The organism is Dysgonomonas sp. Marseille-P4677, from assembly GCF_016652235.1.
In the GTDB taxonomy this organism is placed as follows: Bacteria; Bacteroidota; Bacteroidia; order Bacteroidales; family Dysgonomonadaceae; genus Dysgonomonas.
Map to the genome: position 1 here is coordinate 20,081 of NZ_JAEPKU010000028.1, position 17,227 is coordinate 37,307.

Annotated in this window: 15 protein-coding genes; 5 read left to right on the forward strand and 10 right to left on the reverse strand. The window is 36.0% G+C overall.

Annotation, left to right across the window (positions count from 1 at the left end; genetic code table 11):
* Positions 1–14: 14 nt before the first annotated feature.
* The 4 genes from JGH11_RS07310 to JGH11_RS07325 are packed head-to-tail and all read right to left on the reverse strand — an operon-like array spanning position 15 to position 4,487.
* Positions 15–947 carry a S9 family peptidase gene (locus tag JGH11_RS07310; protein ID WP_201110920.1) on the reverse strand — a complete coding sequence of 311 codons (933 nt, stop codon included), beginning with the start codon at positions 945–947 and terminating at the stop codon, positions 15–17.
* A 15-nt stretch (positions 948–962) separates the two neighbouring features.
* Positions 963–1,553, reverse strand: coding sequence for a 3-isopropylmalate dehydratase small subunit (leuD, locus tag JGH11_RS07315; RefSeq protein WP_201110921.1), 591 nt, complete (start codon positions 1,551–1,553; stop codon positions 963–965).
* Positions 1,554–1,573: 20 nt separating this feature from the next.
* Positions 1,574–2,965, reverse strand: coding sequence for a 3-isopropylmalate dehydratase large subunit (gene leuC / locus JGH11_RS07320; protein WP_201110922.1), 1,392 nt, complete (start codon positions 2,963–2,965; stop codon positions 1,574–1,576).
* Between the two features lie 31 nt (positions 2,966–2,996).
* The gene (locus JGH11_RS07325) at positions 2,997–4,487 is read right to left on the reverse strand and encodes a 2-isopropylmalate synthase (RefSeq protein WP_201110923.1); all 1,491 of its coding nucleotides are present in this window, start codon (positions 4,485–4,487) and stop codon (positions 2,997–2,999) included.
* A 407-nt stretch (positions 4,488–4,894) separates the two neighbouring features.
* Here JGH11_RS07325 and JGH11_RS07330 point away from each other — a divergent pair, with 407 nt between their 5' ends.
* The 3 genes from JGH11_RS07330 to JGH11_RS07340 all read left to right on the forward strand — a co-directional run bounded on the left by JGH11_RS07330 (position 4,895) and on the right by JGH11_RS07340 (position 7,029).
* Positions 4,895–5,662 (forward strand): hypothetical protein, encoded by a 768-nt coding sequence (locus JGH11_RS07330; protein WP_201110924.1) that lies wholly within the window; start codon positions 4,895–4,897, stop codon positions 5,660–5,662.
* A 104-nt stretch (positions 5,663–5,766) separates the two neighbouring features.
* Positions 5,767–6,501 (forward strand): HAD family phosphatase, encoded by a 735-nt coding sequence (locus JGH11_RS07335; protein ID WP_201110925.1) that lies wholly within the window; start codon positions 5,767–5,769, stop codon positions 6,499–6,501.
* Positions 6,502–6,594: 93 nt separating this feature from the next.
* On the forward strand, positions 6,595–7,029 hold the full coding sequence (locus tag JGH11_RS07340) for a DUF937 domain-containing protein (RefSeq protein WP_201110926.1): 435 nt from the start codon (positions 6,595–6,597) through the stop codon (positions 7,027–7,029).
* Positions 7,030–7,080: 51 nt separating this feature from the next.
* On the opposite strand, the gene JGH11_RS07345 is transcribed toward JGH11_RS07340, so the two are convergent.
* Both JGH11_RS07345 and alaS read right to left on the reverse strand, forming a co-directional pair.
* On the reverse strand, positions 7,081–8,751 hold the full coding sequence (locus tag JGH11_RS07345; RefSeq protein WP_201110927.1) for a B12-binding domain-containing radical SAM protein: 1,671 nt from the start codon (positions 8,749–8,751) through the stop codon (positions 7,081–7,083).
* Positions 8,752–8,860: 109 nt separating this feature from the next.
* Complete coding sequence (gene alaS / locus JGH11_RS07350) at positions 8,861–11,473, reverse strand: alanine--tRNA ligase (RefSeq protein ID WP_201110928.1); 2,613 nt, start codon at positions 11,471–11,473, stop codon at positions 8,861–8,863.
* A 209-nt stretch (positions 11,474–11,682) separates the two neighbouring features.
* Between alaS and JGH11_RS07355 the strand changes: the two genes are divergently transcribed.
* Positions 11,683–12,654, forward strand: a complete 972-nt coding sequence (locus tag JGH11_RS07355; RefSeq protein WP_201110929.1) for a M23 family metallopeptidase — start codon at positions 11,683–11,685, stop codon at positions 12,652–12,654.
* A gap of 6 nt (positions 12,655–12,660) precedes the next feature.
* On the forward strand, positions 12,661–13,011 hold the full coding sequence (locus JGH11_RS07360) for a MerR family transcriptional regulator (RefSeq protein ID WP_201110930.1): 351 nt from the start codon (positions 12,661–12,663) through the stop codon (positions 13,009–13,011).
* Positions 13,012–13,014: 3 nt separating this feature from the next.
* On the opposite strand, the gene JGH11_RS07365 is transcribed toward JGH11_RS07360, so the two are convergent.
* The 4 genes from JGH11_RS07365 to JGH11_RS07380 all read right to left on the reverse strand — a co-directional run.
* Positions 13,015–13,401, reverse strand: coding sequence for a DUF4440 domain-containing protein (locus JGH11_RS07365; RefSeq protein WP_201110931.1), 387 nt, complete (start codon positions 13,399–13,401; stop codon positions 13,015–13,017).
* 88 nt (positions 13,402–13,489) lie between these two features.
* The gene (locus tag JGH11_RS07370; protein WP_201110932.1) at positions 13,490–14,359 is read right to left on the reverse strand and encodes a helix-turn-helix domain-containing protein; all 870 of its coding nucleotides are present in this window, start codon (positions 14,357–14,359) and stop codon (positions 13,490–13,492) included.
* A gap of 34 nt (positions 14,360–14,393) precedes the next feature.
* On the reverse strand, positions 14,394–15,893 hold the full coding sequence (locus tag JGH11_RS07375; RefSeq protein WP_370567576.1) for an MBOAT family protein: 1,500 nt from the start codon (positions 15,891–15,893) through the stop codon (positions 14,394–14,396).
* A gap of 1 nt (position 15,894) precedes the next feature.
* Positions 15,895–17,227 (reverse strand): LysM peptidoglycan-binding domain-containing protein (locus JGH11_RS07380; protein ID WP_201110934.1); only part of this gene is annotated, 1,333 nt, incomplete at its 5' end.

Here is a 17,227-nt window from a genome sequence, read left to right on the forward strand (position 1 = left end):
AATATATTTAATACTTAATTAAAAGCAGTTTTAATAAATTCGTTTATTCTGTCTATAAAACATTCAAAATTAAGTGTTATAGGGCCATTCAGACCACCATGATCCGCACCTTCTATTATCCATATATTTTTTATTATATTTTCGGGTAAAGCATTATATATATCTTCACTCATATATGGCAATGTTCTATCGTCCTTGTCTCCTACAATAAGAAATGTAGATTTATTAAAATCAGGAGCTATATAAACAGGCATTTGATGAGACGGAAAGTCTTTAGGAATTATCACTTCTTCATCTTTTTTGTTCTGCACCTTTTTGATAATGGGCATTACCTCTTCGAAACTTGAAGGTGTAGCAATACCTATATATGCGCTGACAAAAGAGCTATTGTAAGCTGCTATCATAGACAAATAGCTGCCAGTAGACCATCCCATCAATCCAATTCTGGAAGTATCGACAACATCTTCTTTAGCAACCTCGTTTATAACAGCATCGTAATCCCACAACATCTCTGTATAACACATATAATTAGTGTCCATATTCCATTCAGAACTTTCTCCAAAATCTCTCCAATCAAAGGTTACTACATTTACACCTAGTTTTGTGATTTCCTGAGCAAGATGTAAATGTATCCATGACATATTGCCCGCATCACTGTCACAGATGATTAATGTAGGACGTTTTTCATCATTCAGTAGCTTATATTCTCTCTTCCTATTTTCAACCCATGCCCTATCTGATTCTTCTTTCGACAAAGCATTTTGGGCTGGAAAGAACCATGTTTTAATTTTTAGATTGTCTTTTGTAATAACATCAAGTTCTTTATATATTAAACCTAATTTCTCAGGATAGAATCGGTATGTTCTGTCTGGTTTAATTGCTTTTAATAAACAAAACTCGCCAGACAGAATAAGAAATAGTAATAAAAAGACAACTCTACATTTCATCACAGAATAGATATTTCAAATGACAGAATTGGCCTCGTATTTTTCTGTCAAATCTTTTTTAGAGAGTAGATAATCGATATCATCAAGACCTTTCATCAAGCATTCCTTTTTGTAAGGATTGATCTCAAAATCTTCCGATTTTCCAGTTGCATTATTTGTTATAGTCTGTTTGTCCAGATCGATAGTTAATGTCGTTTTAGAATCAGTCTCTACACAAGCAAAGAGCTCTGATAAAAATTCGGGTGTAACAACAACCGGGAGTACCCCGTTATTCAGAGAGTTATTTCTAAAAATATCAGCAAAAAAGCTTGATACTACAGCCTTAAATCCATAACCAGCCACAGCCCAAGCCGCATGTTCACGACTCGATCCGCTTCCGAAATTCTTTCCGGCTACTAGTATTTGACCACTATAAGTCGGATTATTTAGTACAAAATCAGCTTTGGGGCTACCATCTTTATTATAACGCCAATCAGCAAAAAGGTTATCACCAAAGCCTTCCTTATCAGTAGCTTTCAGGAAACGAGCAGGTATAATCTGATCTGTGTCCACATTCTCGATAGGAAGTGGAACGTATGTTGATGTAAGTGTTTGAAATTTTTCCATTTTGGTCTTCTTTTAAAAGGTTAGAAATTGCGAGGATCAGTAATTTTACCTGTAACGGCTGCCGCAGCGGCCACTAATGGTCCTGCCAATATAGTGCGTGCACCTGGTCCCTGACGACCTTCGAAATTACGGTTAGAGGTAGAAACGGCGTATTTACCTGCCGGAACTTTATCGTCGTTCATTGCTAAACAAGCTGAACATCCAGGTTGACGTAGTTCAAAGCCTGCATCAGTCAAAATCTGATCTATACCTTCTGCTTTGATCTGATCTACAACCATGTGGCTACCCGGTACAAGCCAAGCAATTACATTATCAGCTTTTTTCTTTCCTTTTACAAAGTTCGCAAAAGTCCGGAAATCCTCAATACGACCATTAGTACAACTGCCTAAGAAAACATAGTCAATTTGCTTTCCTTCAACTTTTTCTCCAGGTTTGAATCCCATATAATCCATTGATTTCTGGAAAGAGATACGTCCGGCCTCATCTATTTGCTCTAAAGTAGGAATTGCATCATTAATACCCATACCCATTCCCGGATTTGTACCATATGTTATCATTGGTTTAATATCGGCTGCGTCGAAAGTTAGTTCTTTATCGAATTTAGCACCATCATCAGTCTTCAATGTTTTCCAATAAGCCAGTGCTTTATCCCATTCTTCTCCTTTCGGAGCAAACTCACGACCTTTGACGTATGTAAATGTAGTTTCGTCCGGAGCAACAAGTCCTCCACGAGCACCCATTTCGATACTCAAGTTACACAAGGTCATACGCTCCTCCATCGACATATTACGAATTGCCTCACCTGCATATTCTACAAAATAACCAGTTGCGCCTCCCGTTGTCAATTTAGAAATCATATACAAAGCCAAATCTTTTGCAGTAACACTTTCACCCAATTTGCCGTTGAAAGTAATACGCATTGTTTTGGGACGAGTTTGTAATATACACTGAGTAGCTAGTACCATCTCTACTTCGCTGGTACCGATACCAAAGGCAATAGCACCAAAGGCACCGTGTGTAGAAGTATGGCTATCGCCACAAACAATGGTCATACCTGGTTGGGTAAATCCATTTTCAGGGCCTATGATATGAACAACGCCATTCTTCTTATTACCCAAGGCATATAATGTAAGCCCGAAATCGCTTGCATTTTTAGATAATGTGTCTAGCTGATTCCTTGAAACAGGGTCTTTTACCGGTTGATCCTGATTGATAGTCGGTGTATTATGGTCGGCTGTCAATGTAGTCTTATCGGGACGATATACTTTTAATCCACGAGCACGAAGTCCGTTAAAAGCTTGCGGACTGGTCACCTCGTGACAGAAATGACGGTCTATATATAATTGTGTAGGACCGTTTTCTACAGATGATACCACATGGGCATCCCAGATTTTGTCGAATAAAGTTTTCATACTTATTTTTCTATTGAGTCTTTTAATTTTATTACTTTACAAATTTATTCACTGCGTTTATAAAAGCTTCCGCCGAGGCAGCGACTATATCTGTATTGGCCGAAAAACCATAATAATTGACGCCCTCGTGTTCTACTTGCATATGTACTTTACCTATATCATCACTACCACGATTGATAGCTTGAATCAAGAATTCTTCTATTACTGTCTGACGACGTATAATTTGCTTTATTGCTGAAATAGCAGCATCTACCGGTCCATTTCCCGATGCCGAAGCCTCAAATTTCTCCCCTGCGATATCTAAACCTACATTTGCCACATTGCGTACGCCCAAACCGGAAATAACCTGTAGATAATCCAACTTGATACGATGCATTTTATCGGTTTCCTTACCTGCCAAAATTAAGATATCTTCATCAGTAATATCTTTTTTACGATCTGCTAGCTCTAGAAAACGCTGATATAACTCGGCCAGTTTATCCTCATCAACCTCTATTCCTAATAAATTTAATCTATTTTTCAAAGCAGCCCGACCACTACGTGCCGTTAGTACAATAGCATTATCATCAATTCCCACATCCTTAGGATCAATAATTTCGTATGTTGAAAGATTCTTCAAAACACCATCCTGATGAATACCTGATGAATGAGCGAATGCGTTACGTCCAACAATAGCCTTATTAGGTTGTACCGGCATATTCATCAAACTAGATATCATACGGCTTACAGGATAAATTTTCTGAGTATTGATATTTGTTTCAATATCCAATTCTGTATGGCTTCTGATAGCCATAACCACTTCTTCCAGCGATGTATTCCCTGCGCGTTCGCCAATACCATTTATTGTCACCTCAACCTGACGTGCTCCGTTCAACACTCCCATTATTGAGTTTGCAGTAGCCATACCCAAATCCTGATGACAATGTGTAGACAAAATAGCATTTTTCATATCCACATTATCTATCAAGTATTTGATTTTAGCTCCATACTCGGTTGGTAAACAATAACCTGTAGTATCAGGTATATTTACTACAGTAGCGCCTGCATTTACTACAGCCTGTACGACCCGTGCTAAATAAGCATTATCGGTACGACCTGCATCTTCTGCATAAAATTCTACATCTTCTACAAAACGTTTTGCATATTTGACTGCAGCGATAGCACGTTCTACAATTTCGTCTTGATTGGAATTGAATTTATGTTTAATATGGAACTCTGAAGTTCCAATACCTGTATGTATACGTTTCTTCTTTGCATATTTCAGAGCTTCAGCCGCTACTTCAATATCCTTTTCTACTGCACGTGTCAAAGCACATATAGTTGGCCAAGTTACAGCTTTAGATATTTCAACAACCGAATTGAAGTCTCCTGGGCTAGACACAGGAAAACCAGCTTCAATTACGTCAACACCGAGTGATTCGAGAGCTTTAGCTACTTCTATTTTTTCGATTGTATTCAATTGGCAACCGGGTACTTGCTCTCCGTCTCTCAATGTGGTGTCAAAAATAAATAACTTGTCCATAACTTTACTTTTCTAATTGAATTTCTAAATTGTTTGCATTACATAAAAAAAGCCTTTCTCATCTATTCAAAAGTGAGAAAGGCTCTAGTTTTTTCTTTATTATATTTATACTACATAGCAATGCTCACCCTAAATTTCTCCAGAGGATAATGAGTGAACTAATAATAATACTGCTATATACTGACATAATTTCCATTTTTTATGTTTGACAAAGTTATTTCATTTTTTCACAAATACAAATAAAAAGATCATTTTTTTCGATAGTTAATGGCAATTTTAGATTTTAGATATCAAGCTAAAAAAGAAAATGACAGATCGTAAATGATTATTCTAAAAATTTGCTCTTTATGTTTAAAAATATATCTTTACTGTTCCTTAAATATTTTAACATTAATATAAAACAACAAATGAAACTACTTAATTTTTTTCAAACAATAGCAATCATGCTCTTTCTGTTTCTATCTATCTGCCTGTTTGTATCGTGCAGTAGTGATGATAACAAAGATGATACCTTAAAAATGTATGTACCATCTAAAATGATTCTGGCCTATGGAAGTGATGATCAATCAGAACTCAACATTAGATATGACAGTCAATGGCGAATTACATCAATGATTTTTAGCGACAAAGAGGGAAGCAAATCGCTGACCTTCGAATACGATGTACAAGGTCGTTGGACGAAATTGACAGAAATATATGAGGATGGTATTCCTAATATATATACGTACACTCACAAAGCTGATTCTGTAATGGAAGATGACGGACATACCACTCAAGGTTGGGCTATAGATGAAAATTATCTGGCTGATTCTGTCTCGTACAATAACGGAAAGAACATAACAATCTTTGAATATGACAATAATAAACGTTTAGTAAAAGAAAGTTATAAAAGCGATTCATACTCATATCTTAATTCGTTTTCATACGATAACAATATAGGTATAAGCAAATATGTAAATATGACAATGTGGCAAGCAATATGTCTACATAGTATAGATGATATTTATGACTTTCTGTTATTCAAAGAGAACAACATCAATAAGGTAATAGAATCAGAAACGACTAAAAACATTATGTACGAACTAAATAATAACGGATATCCCACCAGGATGTCTTTCAAAAACTCAAGCGATGAGACTATTACATGGGATTTCGAGTACACTGAAGTTAAATAGGCAATAATTGCTTTTTATAATAAGGCGACCTAAACTAATAGAGTTGGTCGCCTTTTCTATGCCCGAAATATTGACTATCTTTGCGGCAACAACATTTATTGATAATGACAACTGCATTCAAAGATTTTTTAACAAAGCACAATTATTCTAAGTTTGATATCAAAGCCATTCTATTCGATATGGATGGAGTCTTATACGACTCTATGAAGTGGCATTCCAAATCATGGAAAGACACCATGGACGAATTTGATATTCCTAGCACGGCCGAAGAGTTTTATTTATATGAAGGAATGATTGGAAAAAAAACAATCAATCATATAATAAAGAGAGAAAAAGGACGAGACGCAACAGACAAAGAAAAAGAAGATATATATAGGCGTAAAAGTGAATTATTTACAAAATACAACGATGGCAGCCTCATACCATATGCTTATGATTTTGTAAAAAAGGTACATGATGAAGGTTTTACTTGTGTAGTTGTAACAGGATCGGGGCAGCCTTCTCTTATAAACAAATTGGAAGTTAATTTCCCCGAATTGTTCAATAAAAAAATGATGGTAACAGCATTCGATGTAAAACATGGTAAACCGCATCCAGAACCTTATTTGATGGGTTTAAAGAAAGCTGGAAATCTGAATTCAAATCAAGCCATAGTTATAGAAAATGCTCCTCGAGGTGTGGAAGCTGCTGTTGCTGCCGGTATTTTTTGTATTGCGGTTAATACAGGGCCTATATCCGACAAAGTATTAATTGATGCGGGAGCCAATATTGTACTGCCTTCGATGGAAAGTCTACTAAATAATTGGAACGAATACTACCGAATAATAAATGGAATATAGAGATAATTCTTTTAACTTAAATATACTTTGTCCATTAAACAAATAAGCAGCTACTGTGTTAAATCTATAGTATTAACCTAAAGATTCACAATTATGCTTGACGGTATTATAGACATTGTAAAGAATCAGGCTCTAGAAGCCATCTCACAAAACTCAGATGTGCCTACTAATAAGAAAGAAGCTGCAATAGAAACAACGACATCTTCTATCGTAGATGGTATTAAGAGTCAACTTACAACAAGTAATCTACCCAATTTAATGAATTTATTTGGTGGAGGTTCAGACAGCAAGGCAATCACAGACTCAATCCAGGGATCGGTTGTCTCGGCACTGAGTGAAAAGGTTGGTTTAAATAAAGATACTGCAAACAGTATTGCATCCGTAGTAATACCAGCTGTAATAAGTCTTATTTCTAAAAAGAACAATGATTCGAACGATTCTTTTAATCTGGAATCTCTTGTAGAATCCGTAGCTGGGAAGAAAGGCGGAGGATTACTCGGTGCATTAAGCAGTCTGTTCAAAAAATAATATATCATTATTATAAATAAAAAAAGCAATTCATTCAGAATTGCTTTTTTATTATTCATAACTTACTGAATAAGGTAATACCAATCGGGTACTACCCATAAATACAGTAAGTTGATAATCATTCTCTGAAATATGGTCTACTGCCGTTTGTTTCTCTATTATCCTACGATTCAGATTGTACTTAGATAAAAATACTCTATCCTGCCCTATTTGATACAATAATTGTTTTCGTTTCTTCTTATCTATTTGCTCTTTCCAGAAACCTTGAGGTCTACGTGTAAAGTTATTGTAATAATCAGATCGTAAATACTGAAATAGGTTAAGCCCCTTTGTCTGTAAGAAATTATCTAAATATCTGAATAAATCTTCGAGTTGATATCCCCTGTGAGGTAGTCTTTGTTGTTTATAATATTGTCCTATTTCATCAAACAATTCGAAATATCTACCTTTATAATATTTAGTAAAAATAACATCCATTGTTTGTGAAAACCGCCCGCTATTCCAAAACTTCTCGAGAGCATGTTCAGCCTCATGTATTCTATCCAATTCTACTCTTGATATATCTGCATTATATTCTATTTCATAAGGGGGCTCCTCATCGTATTTATAACCATACTTATCGGCATAGCGTCTGAGATTTGTTCCTCGCAGCATTTTCAGAAAACCAAGCTGTACTTCTTTTGCTCCAAATTCAAACACATCGTTAAATGATTTTATAAAACGGTCTAATGTCTCATATGGCAAACCGGCAATAAGATCGAGATGTAAATCTACCTTCCCTCCAGCCATTATTTTCCTCACATTATCGGCTAATAATGGAAAATCTTGTTTGCGTTTGACTGCTATATTAGTTGGCTCGTATGTAGATTGGATACCGATCTCGAAACGGAAATAATTCTCAGGTAAATTCGTATTCAGATAATCAATCATTTCATCACTTAATAAATCAGCGTAGACTTCAAACTGACAACTCAGATTCGGACGATAGTTCTTAATTAAAAAGTCAAATACAGTAAGCGTATGATTTTTATTAAGATTAAATGTACGATCGAGAAATTTAATTTGTTTTACATCATTATCTATTAAGTATTTCAGATTGCTCAATATATAATTCTGAGGAAAATAACGTACTCCTTTTTCGAGTGACGATAAACAATATTGACATTGGTAAGGGCATCCTCGCGAAGTCTCAAAATAAACGAGTCTATTTTGCACATCAGTTCTGTCTTCGTCGAGCATATACGGAGATGGCAGAGATGCTAACCTCTCCATATCTGCTTGTACAATATGTCTGCTTATTCTATTTCGGGCAGATACTCCCGGCATGTCAGCAAGCTCATTATTCTCAATCGCATTAAGTAGCTCTCCAAAAACGAATTCACCCTCACCACTTATCACGTAGTCAATATCCCAATTTTGCAAGAAGAACTCCGGTTCATACGATACTTCCGGGCCTCCTAGTATAATAATTAAGTCTGGATTCTCTTTCTTTAACAGAGCCACCAACATTCTTGTTTGCGATACATTCCATATAGAAACACTTAACCCTAAAACATCGATTTGCATAGCTAATAACTCATCTGATATTTTCGCCAGATCTTCCTTAATTGTATATTCTTTGAAAGAAATATCAAATTTATCTTTGTTTGCTACATATAGCCAGCGAAGAGCCAAAGATGTATGAATGTATTTAGCATTAAGCGTTGTAAGAATCGTTTTCATATTACAAAGTTAATAGTTTTAGGCTTTATATAAACCAAGAAAAGAAACAGTAGCCACAAAATAAAAAGAGCCGATAATCGAATATCAGCCCTCTTATCTGCTAAAGAGATTATTTTATTTTATCTAATATTTCATCAAAAGCCTTGGCTAAGCCATCACGATTTTTACCTCCCGCTGTCGCAAAATGAGGTTGCCCACCGCCACCACCTTGTATATGTTTCGCTGCATCACGAATAATCTGAGATGCATTCAACTGATGATCATTCACCAAATCGTCACTTAACATCAAGGTCAGCAATGGCTTATTTTCGGCATCGGTAATTCCTACGAACGCTGCATTCTGCGGATATTGTCCTTTAATCTGAAATGCAATATCTTTTACCATGTCTGCCGGAATAGAACCTTTTAATATGAAAGTATCGATACCATTCACAACCTGTTTATTCTTTATCACAGAATCTTTTAATTGAACGATCTTTTCTTTCACATACTCTTCCATTTTCTTCTTCATCTCCGAATTCTCTTCAAAGAATTTGCGTAATGTCTGAGTCAGATTCGGTGCATTATTCAATAAAGAACGCATTTCGGATAAAATATCCTGCTGCATATAATAATGATCTTCACAAACTTCTGCTGTAATAGCTTCTATACGACGAATGCCTGCTGCGATAGAACTTTCATTTATAATACGAAACGAACCTATTCGTCCTGTAGATGAAATATGCGTTCCCCCACAAAGTTCCACTGAATCACCAAAACGAATAACACGCACATCATCTCCATATTTTTCGCCAAACAGAGCCATAGCTCCCATAGCTTTAGCCTCAGAAATAGGGACATGTCGTTTTTCATCACGAACAATATCCTCGCGAATCTTAGCTGTAACAAAACGCTCTACTTTACGAATTTCGTCATCTGTTAGTTTCTGAAAATGGGAGAAGTCGAAACGTAACAACATTGGCGATACAAACGAACCTTTTTGTTCAACATGAGAACCAAGTATCTCACGTAAGCCTTCGTGCAGTAAGTGAGTAGCTGTATGATTACATTCGGTAGCTGTACGATTTTTACTATTGATGCGAGCCTGGAAAGTAGCAGTCACATCCTGAGGTAACACCTTCGCGATATGTACAGCCAGATTGTTTTCTCGTTTCGTATCTGTTATCTCTATTTTTTCATCACCGTTTATCAACCAACCGCTATCACCTACCTGTCCTCCCATTTCGGCATAGAAAGGTGTATGACTAAGGACTAGCTGAAAGTACTCATTATTTTTTTGTTTTACTTTACGATAACGTAAAATCTCAGTCTCACATTCAGTAGAATCATAACCAAGAAACTCCGGATCACCCTCTTTTAGCTGTACCCAGTCGCCGGTTTCAACGGAAGCCGCATTGCGCGCACGCTCTTTTTGCTTTTGCATTTCTGCATCAAAAGCATTATGATCCACAGTCATATCGTTTTCGCGAAGAATTAGCTCTGTTAGGTCTAATGGAAAGCCATATGTATCATACAGTGTAAAAGCATCGGCACCATTAAGTACAGTCTGACCTTTTGCTTTTGTTTCCGTAATTTGCTTATCCAATAGTTTTATACCTGTATCCAGTGTACGAAGGAAGGATTCTTCTTCTTCTTTTATTACTTTTTCGATGAGAGTTTGTTGTTGTATAAGTTCAGGATAAGCATTGCCCATTGTCTCTATAAGTGCAGGGATTAACTTATACATAAATGCTTTATGCTGATCAAGGAATGTATAGCCATAACGCACAGCACGACGAAGAATACGGCGGATTACATAACCGGCCTTTGCATTCGATGGTAATTGCCCGTCGGTAATAGAAAAAGCTATAGTACGTATATGGTCGGCAATAACCCGCATTGCAATATCCTTTTTAGCATCCTCGCCATAAGTATTTGCTGTTAATTCTCCAATAGCCTTTATTATTGTTTGAAAAACATCTGTATCATAATTCGACACTTTACCTTGCACCGCCATACACAGACGCTCAAAACCCATCCCGGTATCGATAACCTTAGCAGGAAGCGATTCGAGAGACTTGTCTGCCTTACGGTTAAATTGCATAAATACAAGATTCCATATTTCTATTACATCGGGATCTTTATTTACTAATAACGCTCCATCTACTTTTGCACGCTCTTCATCCGAACGAATATCAATATGTATTTCGGAACAAGGGCCACAAGGACCTGTATCGCCCATTTCCCAAAAATTATCTTTCTTATTGCCGTTGATTATACGTTCTTTAGGAAGATATTTCTCCCAATAACCTGCGGCTTCGTCATCTCGCGACAAGCCTTCATCAGGGCTTCCTTCAAAAACAGTTACGTATAAACGGTTCTGATCTAACTCAATCACTTCTGTCAAATATTCCCAAGCCCATTCGATAGCTTCTTTTTTGAAATAGTCACCAAACGACCAATTTCCTAGCATCTCAAACATGGTATGGTGATATGTATCGTGACCTACTTCTTCCAAATCGTTATGCTTACCGCTTACACGAAGACATTTTTGAGAATCCGCCACTCGTGGATATTTAATAGGAGCATTACCCAAAATAATATCTTTAAACTGGTTCATACCTGCGTTTGTAAACATTAGTGTCGGGTCATCTTTAATAACCATAGGTGCAGATGGCACTATCTGGTGTCCTTTTGATGCAAAAAAAGATTTGAATGATTCACGAATTTCTTTAGAAGTCATTTTATAGTTAAAAATTATAAGTTATGAGTAACATTTTAATGAACCAATAAGCAAAAATGCGAAAGTAATAATTATATCAGACTATTTAAACCGACACAGCACTACATTTTCTCGTCTGCTCATTAATTAAATATAAACGATTTGCAAAAATAGTTCAAAAACTTTACTTTTGTCGAACTCTCGAATATAAAATATCAGAGAAGTAAAAAATGAAGCGTAAAGTATACTACCGTTACAATTCGCAAACACTCTCATATGAACGAATCTATCCCAGTTTAAAGGATAGAATTTTTGTTGTTTTCAGGCATCTGATTTCGGGCATAATAGTAGGTATAGCGGCACTTGTGGCTTTTATTTACTTTGTAGGGACACCTTGGGGTGAAGCCCAAAAGAAAGAAGATCAATTGATACGCACTCAGTATGAAGTATTATCGAAGCGAGCCAATGAAATGTCCAAAGTACTAAAAGATATACAACAACGAGACGATAATTTGTATCGAGCAATTTTCCATTCCGACCCTATTCCCAATTCTATACGTACATCGGGAGTTGGAGCTCCGGGAAAATACGACTATCTGAGCGATTTACCCAATCCTGATCTTATTATTCAAACTACAAAGAAGATAGATTATATTGCAAAGCAAATATATATACAATCTAATTCTTTTGATGAAGTATTATCTATGGCTAAGACTCAAAAAGACCGACTTAAACATATTCCAAGCATACAACCGGTTTCGATGAAATATTTAAAACAAATGGCATCCGGTTATGGAACACGAATAGATCCTATTTATGGAACACTTCGCTTCCATGCCGGGATGGACTTTGCAGCCAACATAGGTACTCCGGTATATGTAACCGGAGATGGTGTAGTTACCCTAGCCGATTGGAAACAAGGATACGGAAAGTGTATCATTGTTGACCATGGTTACGGATTCCAAACTCTATATGCCCATCTGAATGATTATAAAGTACGCATCGGCCAAAAGGTAACACGTGGCGAACAAATAGGAGAAGTAGGCAACACCGGAAAATCGACAGGGCCTCACCTACATTACGAAGTACATGTAAAAGGATACCCGGACAATCCGGCTAAATACTACTTTATGGATCTTTCTCCTGAAGAATATGATAAGATGTTGCAAATGGCCGCCAACCACGGGCAGGTAATGGATTGATATCTTATGAAAATAGACTTTGAAAATAGTAATCGATTATATTATTCTTTAAAAGAAGTAGCTGCTCACTTTGGAGTTAATGAGTCGCTACTTCGTTTCTGGGAAACAGAATTCAGCATTATCAAACCCAGAAAGACAGAGGGGGGAGCACGTCAATATACGAAAGAAGATATCGAAAATATTGCATTGGTATATCACCTTGTAAAAAATAAAGGGCTTACCCTTGAAGGTGCGCGACAAACTCTCAAACACAACAAAGATGAAGAGACTCGGAAAGTACAAATCATACAAAAGTTGGAAAAGATAAAGAAAGAGCTGGAAGACTTAGAACATGAGTTTGATTCATCCTTTGACTAAATTTCATACAGGTTTAATCAAAGACCAGTGATTGTGAATAATCTTCCATTCGTTTGCCACTAACTTATAAACCTCAGTACAGTTCCACTTATAGACCGTTTCTTCTGTGTATGAAAGTAGATTATAAGTTAACACAGCCATTTCTCCTGTAGCCTGTACTCTAGGGTCTATCATTTCATAATTATCTACCCGTACTTTGCCACTCACCTCTTCATAAAGAGCTTCTATTTTATCGAAGCCGTCTAACCTTTTCTCCTGAAAAGGATCAAAATAAGTAAAGTCCGGAGTGTATAAATCCAGATAACCTGACGGATTACCATTGTTCCATTTCTTTAAAGCGGCTGTTTCTAGTGCAATAATCTTTGTTGCAATGCTTTTTTCGTAATTCATGTTTGTAATGATTTAAATTATTTCATTACAAAGGTATTACGTCACTGTAGAATGCCGGCAATGCATATGACGGAGAAAATAGCACTTTTTACGGTTTATCAGCGTTACGGTATTGTAAAGGCGTATAACCTGTTTGTTTCCTAAAAAAACGGATAAAGTATGATGTGTTTTCGTAATTGAGAGACGCAGCTATATCTGATATGGAAAAGGAAGAATATAAGAGCATTTTTTTTGCTTCTTGTATAACCTTATTCTGAATAACTTGTTTAGCGCTAATTCCGTTTGCCGATTTTACCAGTTCGTTCAGATAATTTGGAGTAATACAGAGTTTATCGGCATAATGACGGATAGAATGGTTTTGCTTGTATTCTATACCTACAAGTTTTATAAAAGTGTCGGCATATCTGTTTTTTGCATTTTCGGTATTAACGGAAGATGAATTTCTAAGGATATAAATTCTGTCCAATGATTTCAGTGTCTGATATAGTAACGCTCTCAGTATATGCTTATCTTTTTCCTTATAAGAGTCTATTTCCTGTTTAATTTCATTTATTAACCGGAGAGTGTGCTCAGAATCTTTATCAAGACTTAATTTACTAAAAGCATGTGAGCCTTTGAAATATGATAAGTGCTCCAGAAAATCAGGATCATTAAAGAAGGTGAGTAGAAATTCCTTTTCAAATATAAGGGCATAGCCGTCTGTAATATTATTAATGTCCCACCAGCGTATCTGATTGGGTGAAGAAAATATTACATCCCCTTTTCGGACATAATATTCCTTTTCATCAATTCTAAATTTACCATGGCCATCTGTAATCAGGGTAATATCATGATAGCCCAATCTATGGACAGCATCCTCTTTCAGATATTTTTTTATATCTTTTAGCCGGACAACATCAATTAACAACTCTTCTCCATATTTGGTTTTGTGGAAGGCATATTGTTTGATCCGGTGCATAGGATATACGTTTTTATAACTTTTGTGATACCATTTAAAATTGGAAATAGATAAACGGTTGAGGGCCACTCGACATTGTGGCAAATATCAACCAAAATATCAATCCTGCCAAACCAGCTTTTAGTAATAAAGGGGTATTATTGAATCCGGCTTTTACCGAATTTACAAATTTCTCAGGTAAAAAGTGCAATATATAACCGATAGCAATAAGTATAAATACATTCTTGTAGCCCTCAATGATCACCAACCACTCATCGGGAGCAAAGGTTAAGTTCCCAATATTTGAAATTACATCTGCCGCCAATTCAAAACTTCCTGCACGGAAGAATATCCAGCAGAATGCTACAAAATGAAACGTAAGCAATATACAGACTATACGCGTCAAACGGTTATCCGGTACTTTAACAAATTGTTTGAAGAATCGTTCTACAACAAGAATTCCACCATGTAATCCGCCCCACATTACAAATTTCCACGATGCTCCATGCCAAAGTCCTCCAATAAGCATTGTAAGAAAAAGATTTACATACGTCCTTATTTTTCCTTTGCGATTACCACCTAACGATATATATAGGTAATCCCGCAGCCACGAAGATAATGAAATATGCCAGCGACGCCAGAATTCTGTTATCGACTGAGATTTATAAGGTGTCAGGAAGTTTGGTGGAATCTTAAATCCCATCAATAACGATAACCCGATAGCCATATCTGAATATCCGGAGAAGTCACAATATATTTGCAATGTATATCCATACACAGCCATTAGATTCTCGAAAGCTGTATAACTCATAGGAGAATCAAATACTCGGTCTACAAAGTTTGTAGATATATAATCGGAAATTACAGCCTTTTTTATTAGACCTATTAATATAAGAAATATAGCTGAGCTAGCTTCCTCTCGGGTCAAATGTAATTTCTTATACATCTGAGGAAGAAAATCCTTAGCCCTTATTATAGGCCCGGCAACTAACTTGGGAAAGAAACTTATATAAAAGCAAAAATCGAGAGTAGATTTTGCCGGTTCCATCTGTTTCCGATACAAGTCGACTGCATAACTAATGGCTTCGAAAACAAAGAAAGAAATACCAATAGGCAATATTATATTCTGAAATGACAAGTCACCATGAAATATGGCATTTATATTGTCTATTAAAAAATTTGTATATTTGTAATAAGACAACATTCCCAAATTTGCTATTACAATAAGAGCTAACAGTAGTTTCCGAGATGTTTGCCTCTCTATTTCATACATTTTTTTGGAAAGCAGATGCGTTACCACAGCACATATAACTAACAGGATATAATAATTCCCGCCAGCCTTATAGTAGAAAAATAGAGAGAATACAATTAAATATATCTTACGAAAAAGCTCAAAGTTCTGTGATCTAACACCTACATATATTATATAAAATATAAAAAAAAGGCCTAAGAACAATGGACTATTAAAAAGTAGCGGATGATTAGGATCATAAACAAACCATGAGGCTACATCTAAGTCTCCAAAAAGTTTAGTTATATAATCAGGAAAATATATTTCACCTATGTTGAGCAGTGTTTTCAATGTTTTTCTTTTTCTTAAAATTGTTATAAGCGTCAATAAAATCGGAAGCAAATAATTGGCCTTGTGCCTGATATCCGGATGTTGTATAATGCACTTTATCGCGCGCTATCAGACGTGCATATTCGCCCTTAGGTGCAATTCCTGAGGCTCCGCCCATACGTGTATATAAATCCCATACAGGAAAATCGCTAAGTCCCATTAATGCTATACTATAACTAGATACATAGGTATTGGTACGCCCCCGACGAAACATGGAAGGCGGTGGAGTCATAACCAGTACCATAGTATTTGGATTCAAATTCTTAATGTTACTAACAAACTCATTTACCTGATAGATATACTCTGAATCAGATAATTTTCCAAACGATTCATTTGTACCAAATGACAATATAACCATATCCGGATGAAGGATCGGTAATTGTTCAAAAAACAAAGGATATTTATTATAATCCGACAATTTTGCTCCATTTACACCAATAGAATGATATATAACTCCCGGTTGATCATTTTCTAAAACAAAGCCATTCAAATTGTACATAGGTTCTTTGACATCAGGCAAAATAGTAATACGATGCAATAATGTATCGCTTGTATATGAAGAATAGTAAGGCTTTGAAACTAAAGAAACATAATCGATACTATCCTTTTCTATATTCGATGCTACAACCTTCGGAGTCGAGACTTTTGCCCGTCTACCCTTTACAGGTATTTTCAGCGTCTGTTTAGGATGAATTGTATTTGATTTAAGACCACTCGATTTCTTAATCTGAGCTACTGTAACACCATATTTGCGGCCAATGGAAGACAAACTTTCTCCGCTTTTCACTTTATGGTATCTTAATCCTACAGTAGATGCAGTGACTGTTCCGGTTGAAGAAACCTCCAATGGTTCAGCTGTTACAGACATTTTATATTGAGGTTCCTTGGTTGGATAAATTATCTTCACTTTATTAAACCCTACACCATCCGGAGTATATAGCTGTAGAACAAAATCCTCTGCTGATGTATAAAGAGCAATGCCACTTAGCCCTATGCCAACATCCGCAACAGGATATACATTTAATAAACTCTGCCATGTCGAATTGGAAATATACTTTACGTTACGAGGACCATTTGTCTTAACTAAACTATATGGAAAAGTAAAACCAATCCCTCCATTTCCAAATTTATATTGCAAAGATTCTCTAATAGCATCAGTAAAAAAATCAGCTTGAATATGAGAATCACCAATATGTACAATATTTATTTTTCCTTGCTTGTTTTTTTCCAGATTATATAGTTTCTCGAAAAGAGTAGACAATAAAGCC

Excerpts from the sequence above, each read along its gene's own strand:
- JGH11_RS07360 (WP_201110930.1), top strand. The coding sequence starts at position 12,661 with ATGAAAATAGACTTTGAAAATAGTAATCGATTATATTATTCTTTAAAA.
- JGH11_RS07355 (WP_201110929.1), top strand. The coding sequence starts at position 11,683 with ATGAAGCGTAAAGTATACTACCGTTACAATTCGCAAACACTCTCATAT.
- JGH11_RS07340 (WP_201110926.1), top strand. The coding sequence starts at position 6,595 with ATGCTTGACGGTATTATAGACATTGTAAAGAATCAGGCTCTAGAAGCC.
- JGH11_RS07365 (WP_201110931.1), bottom strand. The coding sequence starts at position 13,401 with ATGAATTACGAAAAAAGCATTGCAACAAAGATTATTGCACTAGAAACA.
- leuD (WP_201110921.1), bottom strand. The coding sequence starts at position 1,553 with ATGGAAAAATTTCAAACACTTACATCAACATACGTTCCACTTCCTATC.
- JGH11_RS07335 (WP_201110925.1), top strand. The coding sequence starts at position 5,767 with ATGACAACTGCATTCAAAGATTTTTTAACAAAGCACAATTATTCTAAG.
- alaS (WP_201110928.1), bottom strand. The coding sequence starts at position 11,473 with ATGACTTCTAAAGAAATTCGTGAATCATTCAAATCTTTTTTTGCATCA.
- leuC (WP_201110922.1), bottom strand. The coding sequence starts at position 2,965 with ATGAAAACTTTATTCGACAAAATCTGGGATGCCCATGTGGTATCATCT.
- JGH11_RS07310 (WP_201110920.1), bottom strand. The coding sequence starts at position 947 with ATGAAATGTAGAGTTGTCTTTTTATTACTATTTCTTATTCTGTCTGGC.
- JGH11_RS07345 (WP_201110927.1), bottom strand. The coding sequence starts at position 8,751 with ATGAAAACGATTCTTACAACGCTTAATGCTAAATACATTCATACATCT.
- JGH11_RS07330 (WP_201110924.1), top strand. The coding sequence starts at position 4,895 with ATGAAACTACTTAATTTTTTTCAAACAATAGCAATCATGCTCTTTCTG.
- JGH11_RS07370 (WP_201110932.1), bottom strand. The coding sequence starts at position 14,359 with ATGCACCGGATCAAACAATATGCCTTCCACAAAACCAAATATGGAGAA.
- JGH11_RS07325 (WP_201110923.1), bottom strand. The coding sequence starts at position 4,487 with ATGGACAAGTTATTTATTTTTGACACCACATTGAGAGACGGAGAGCAA.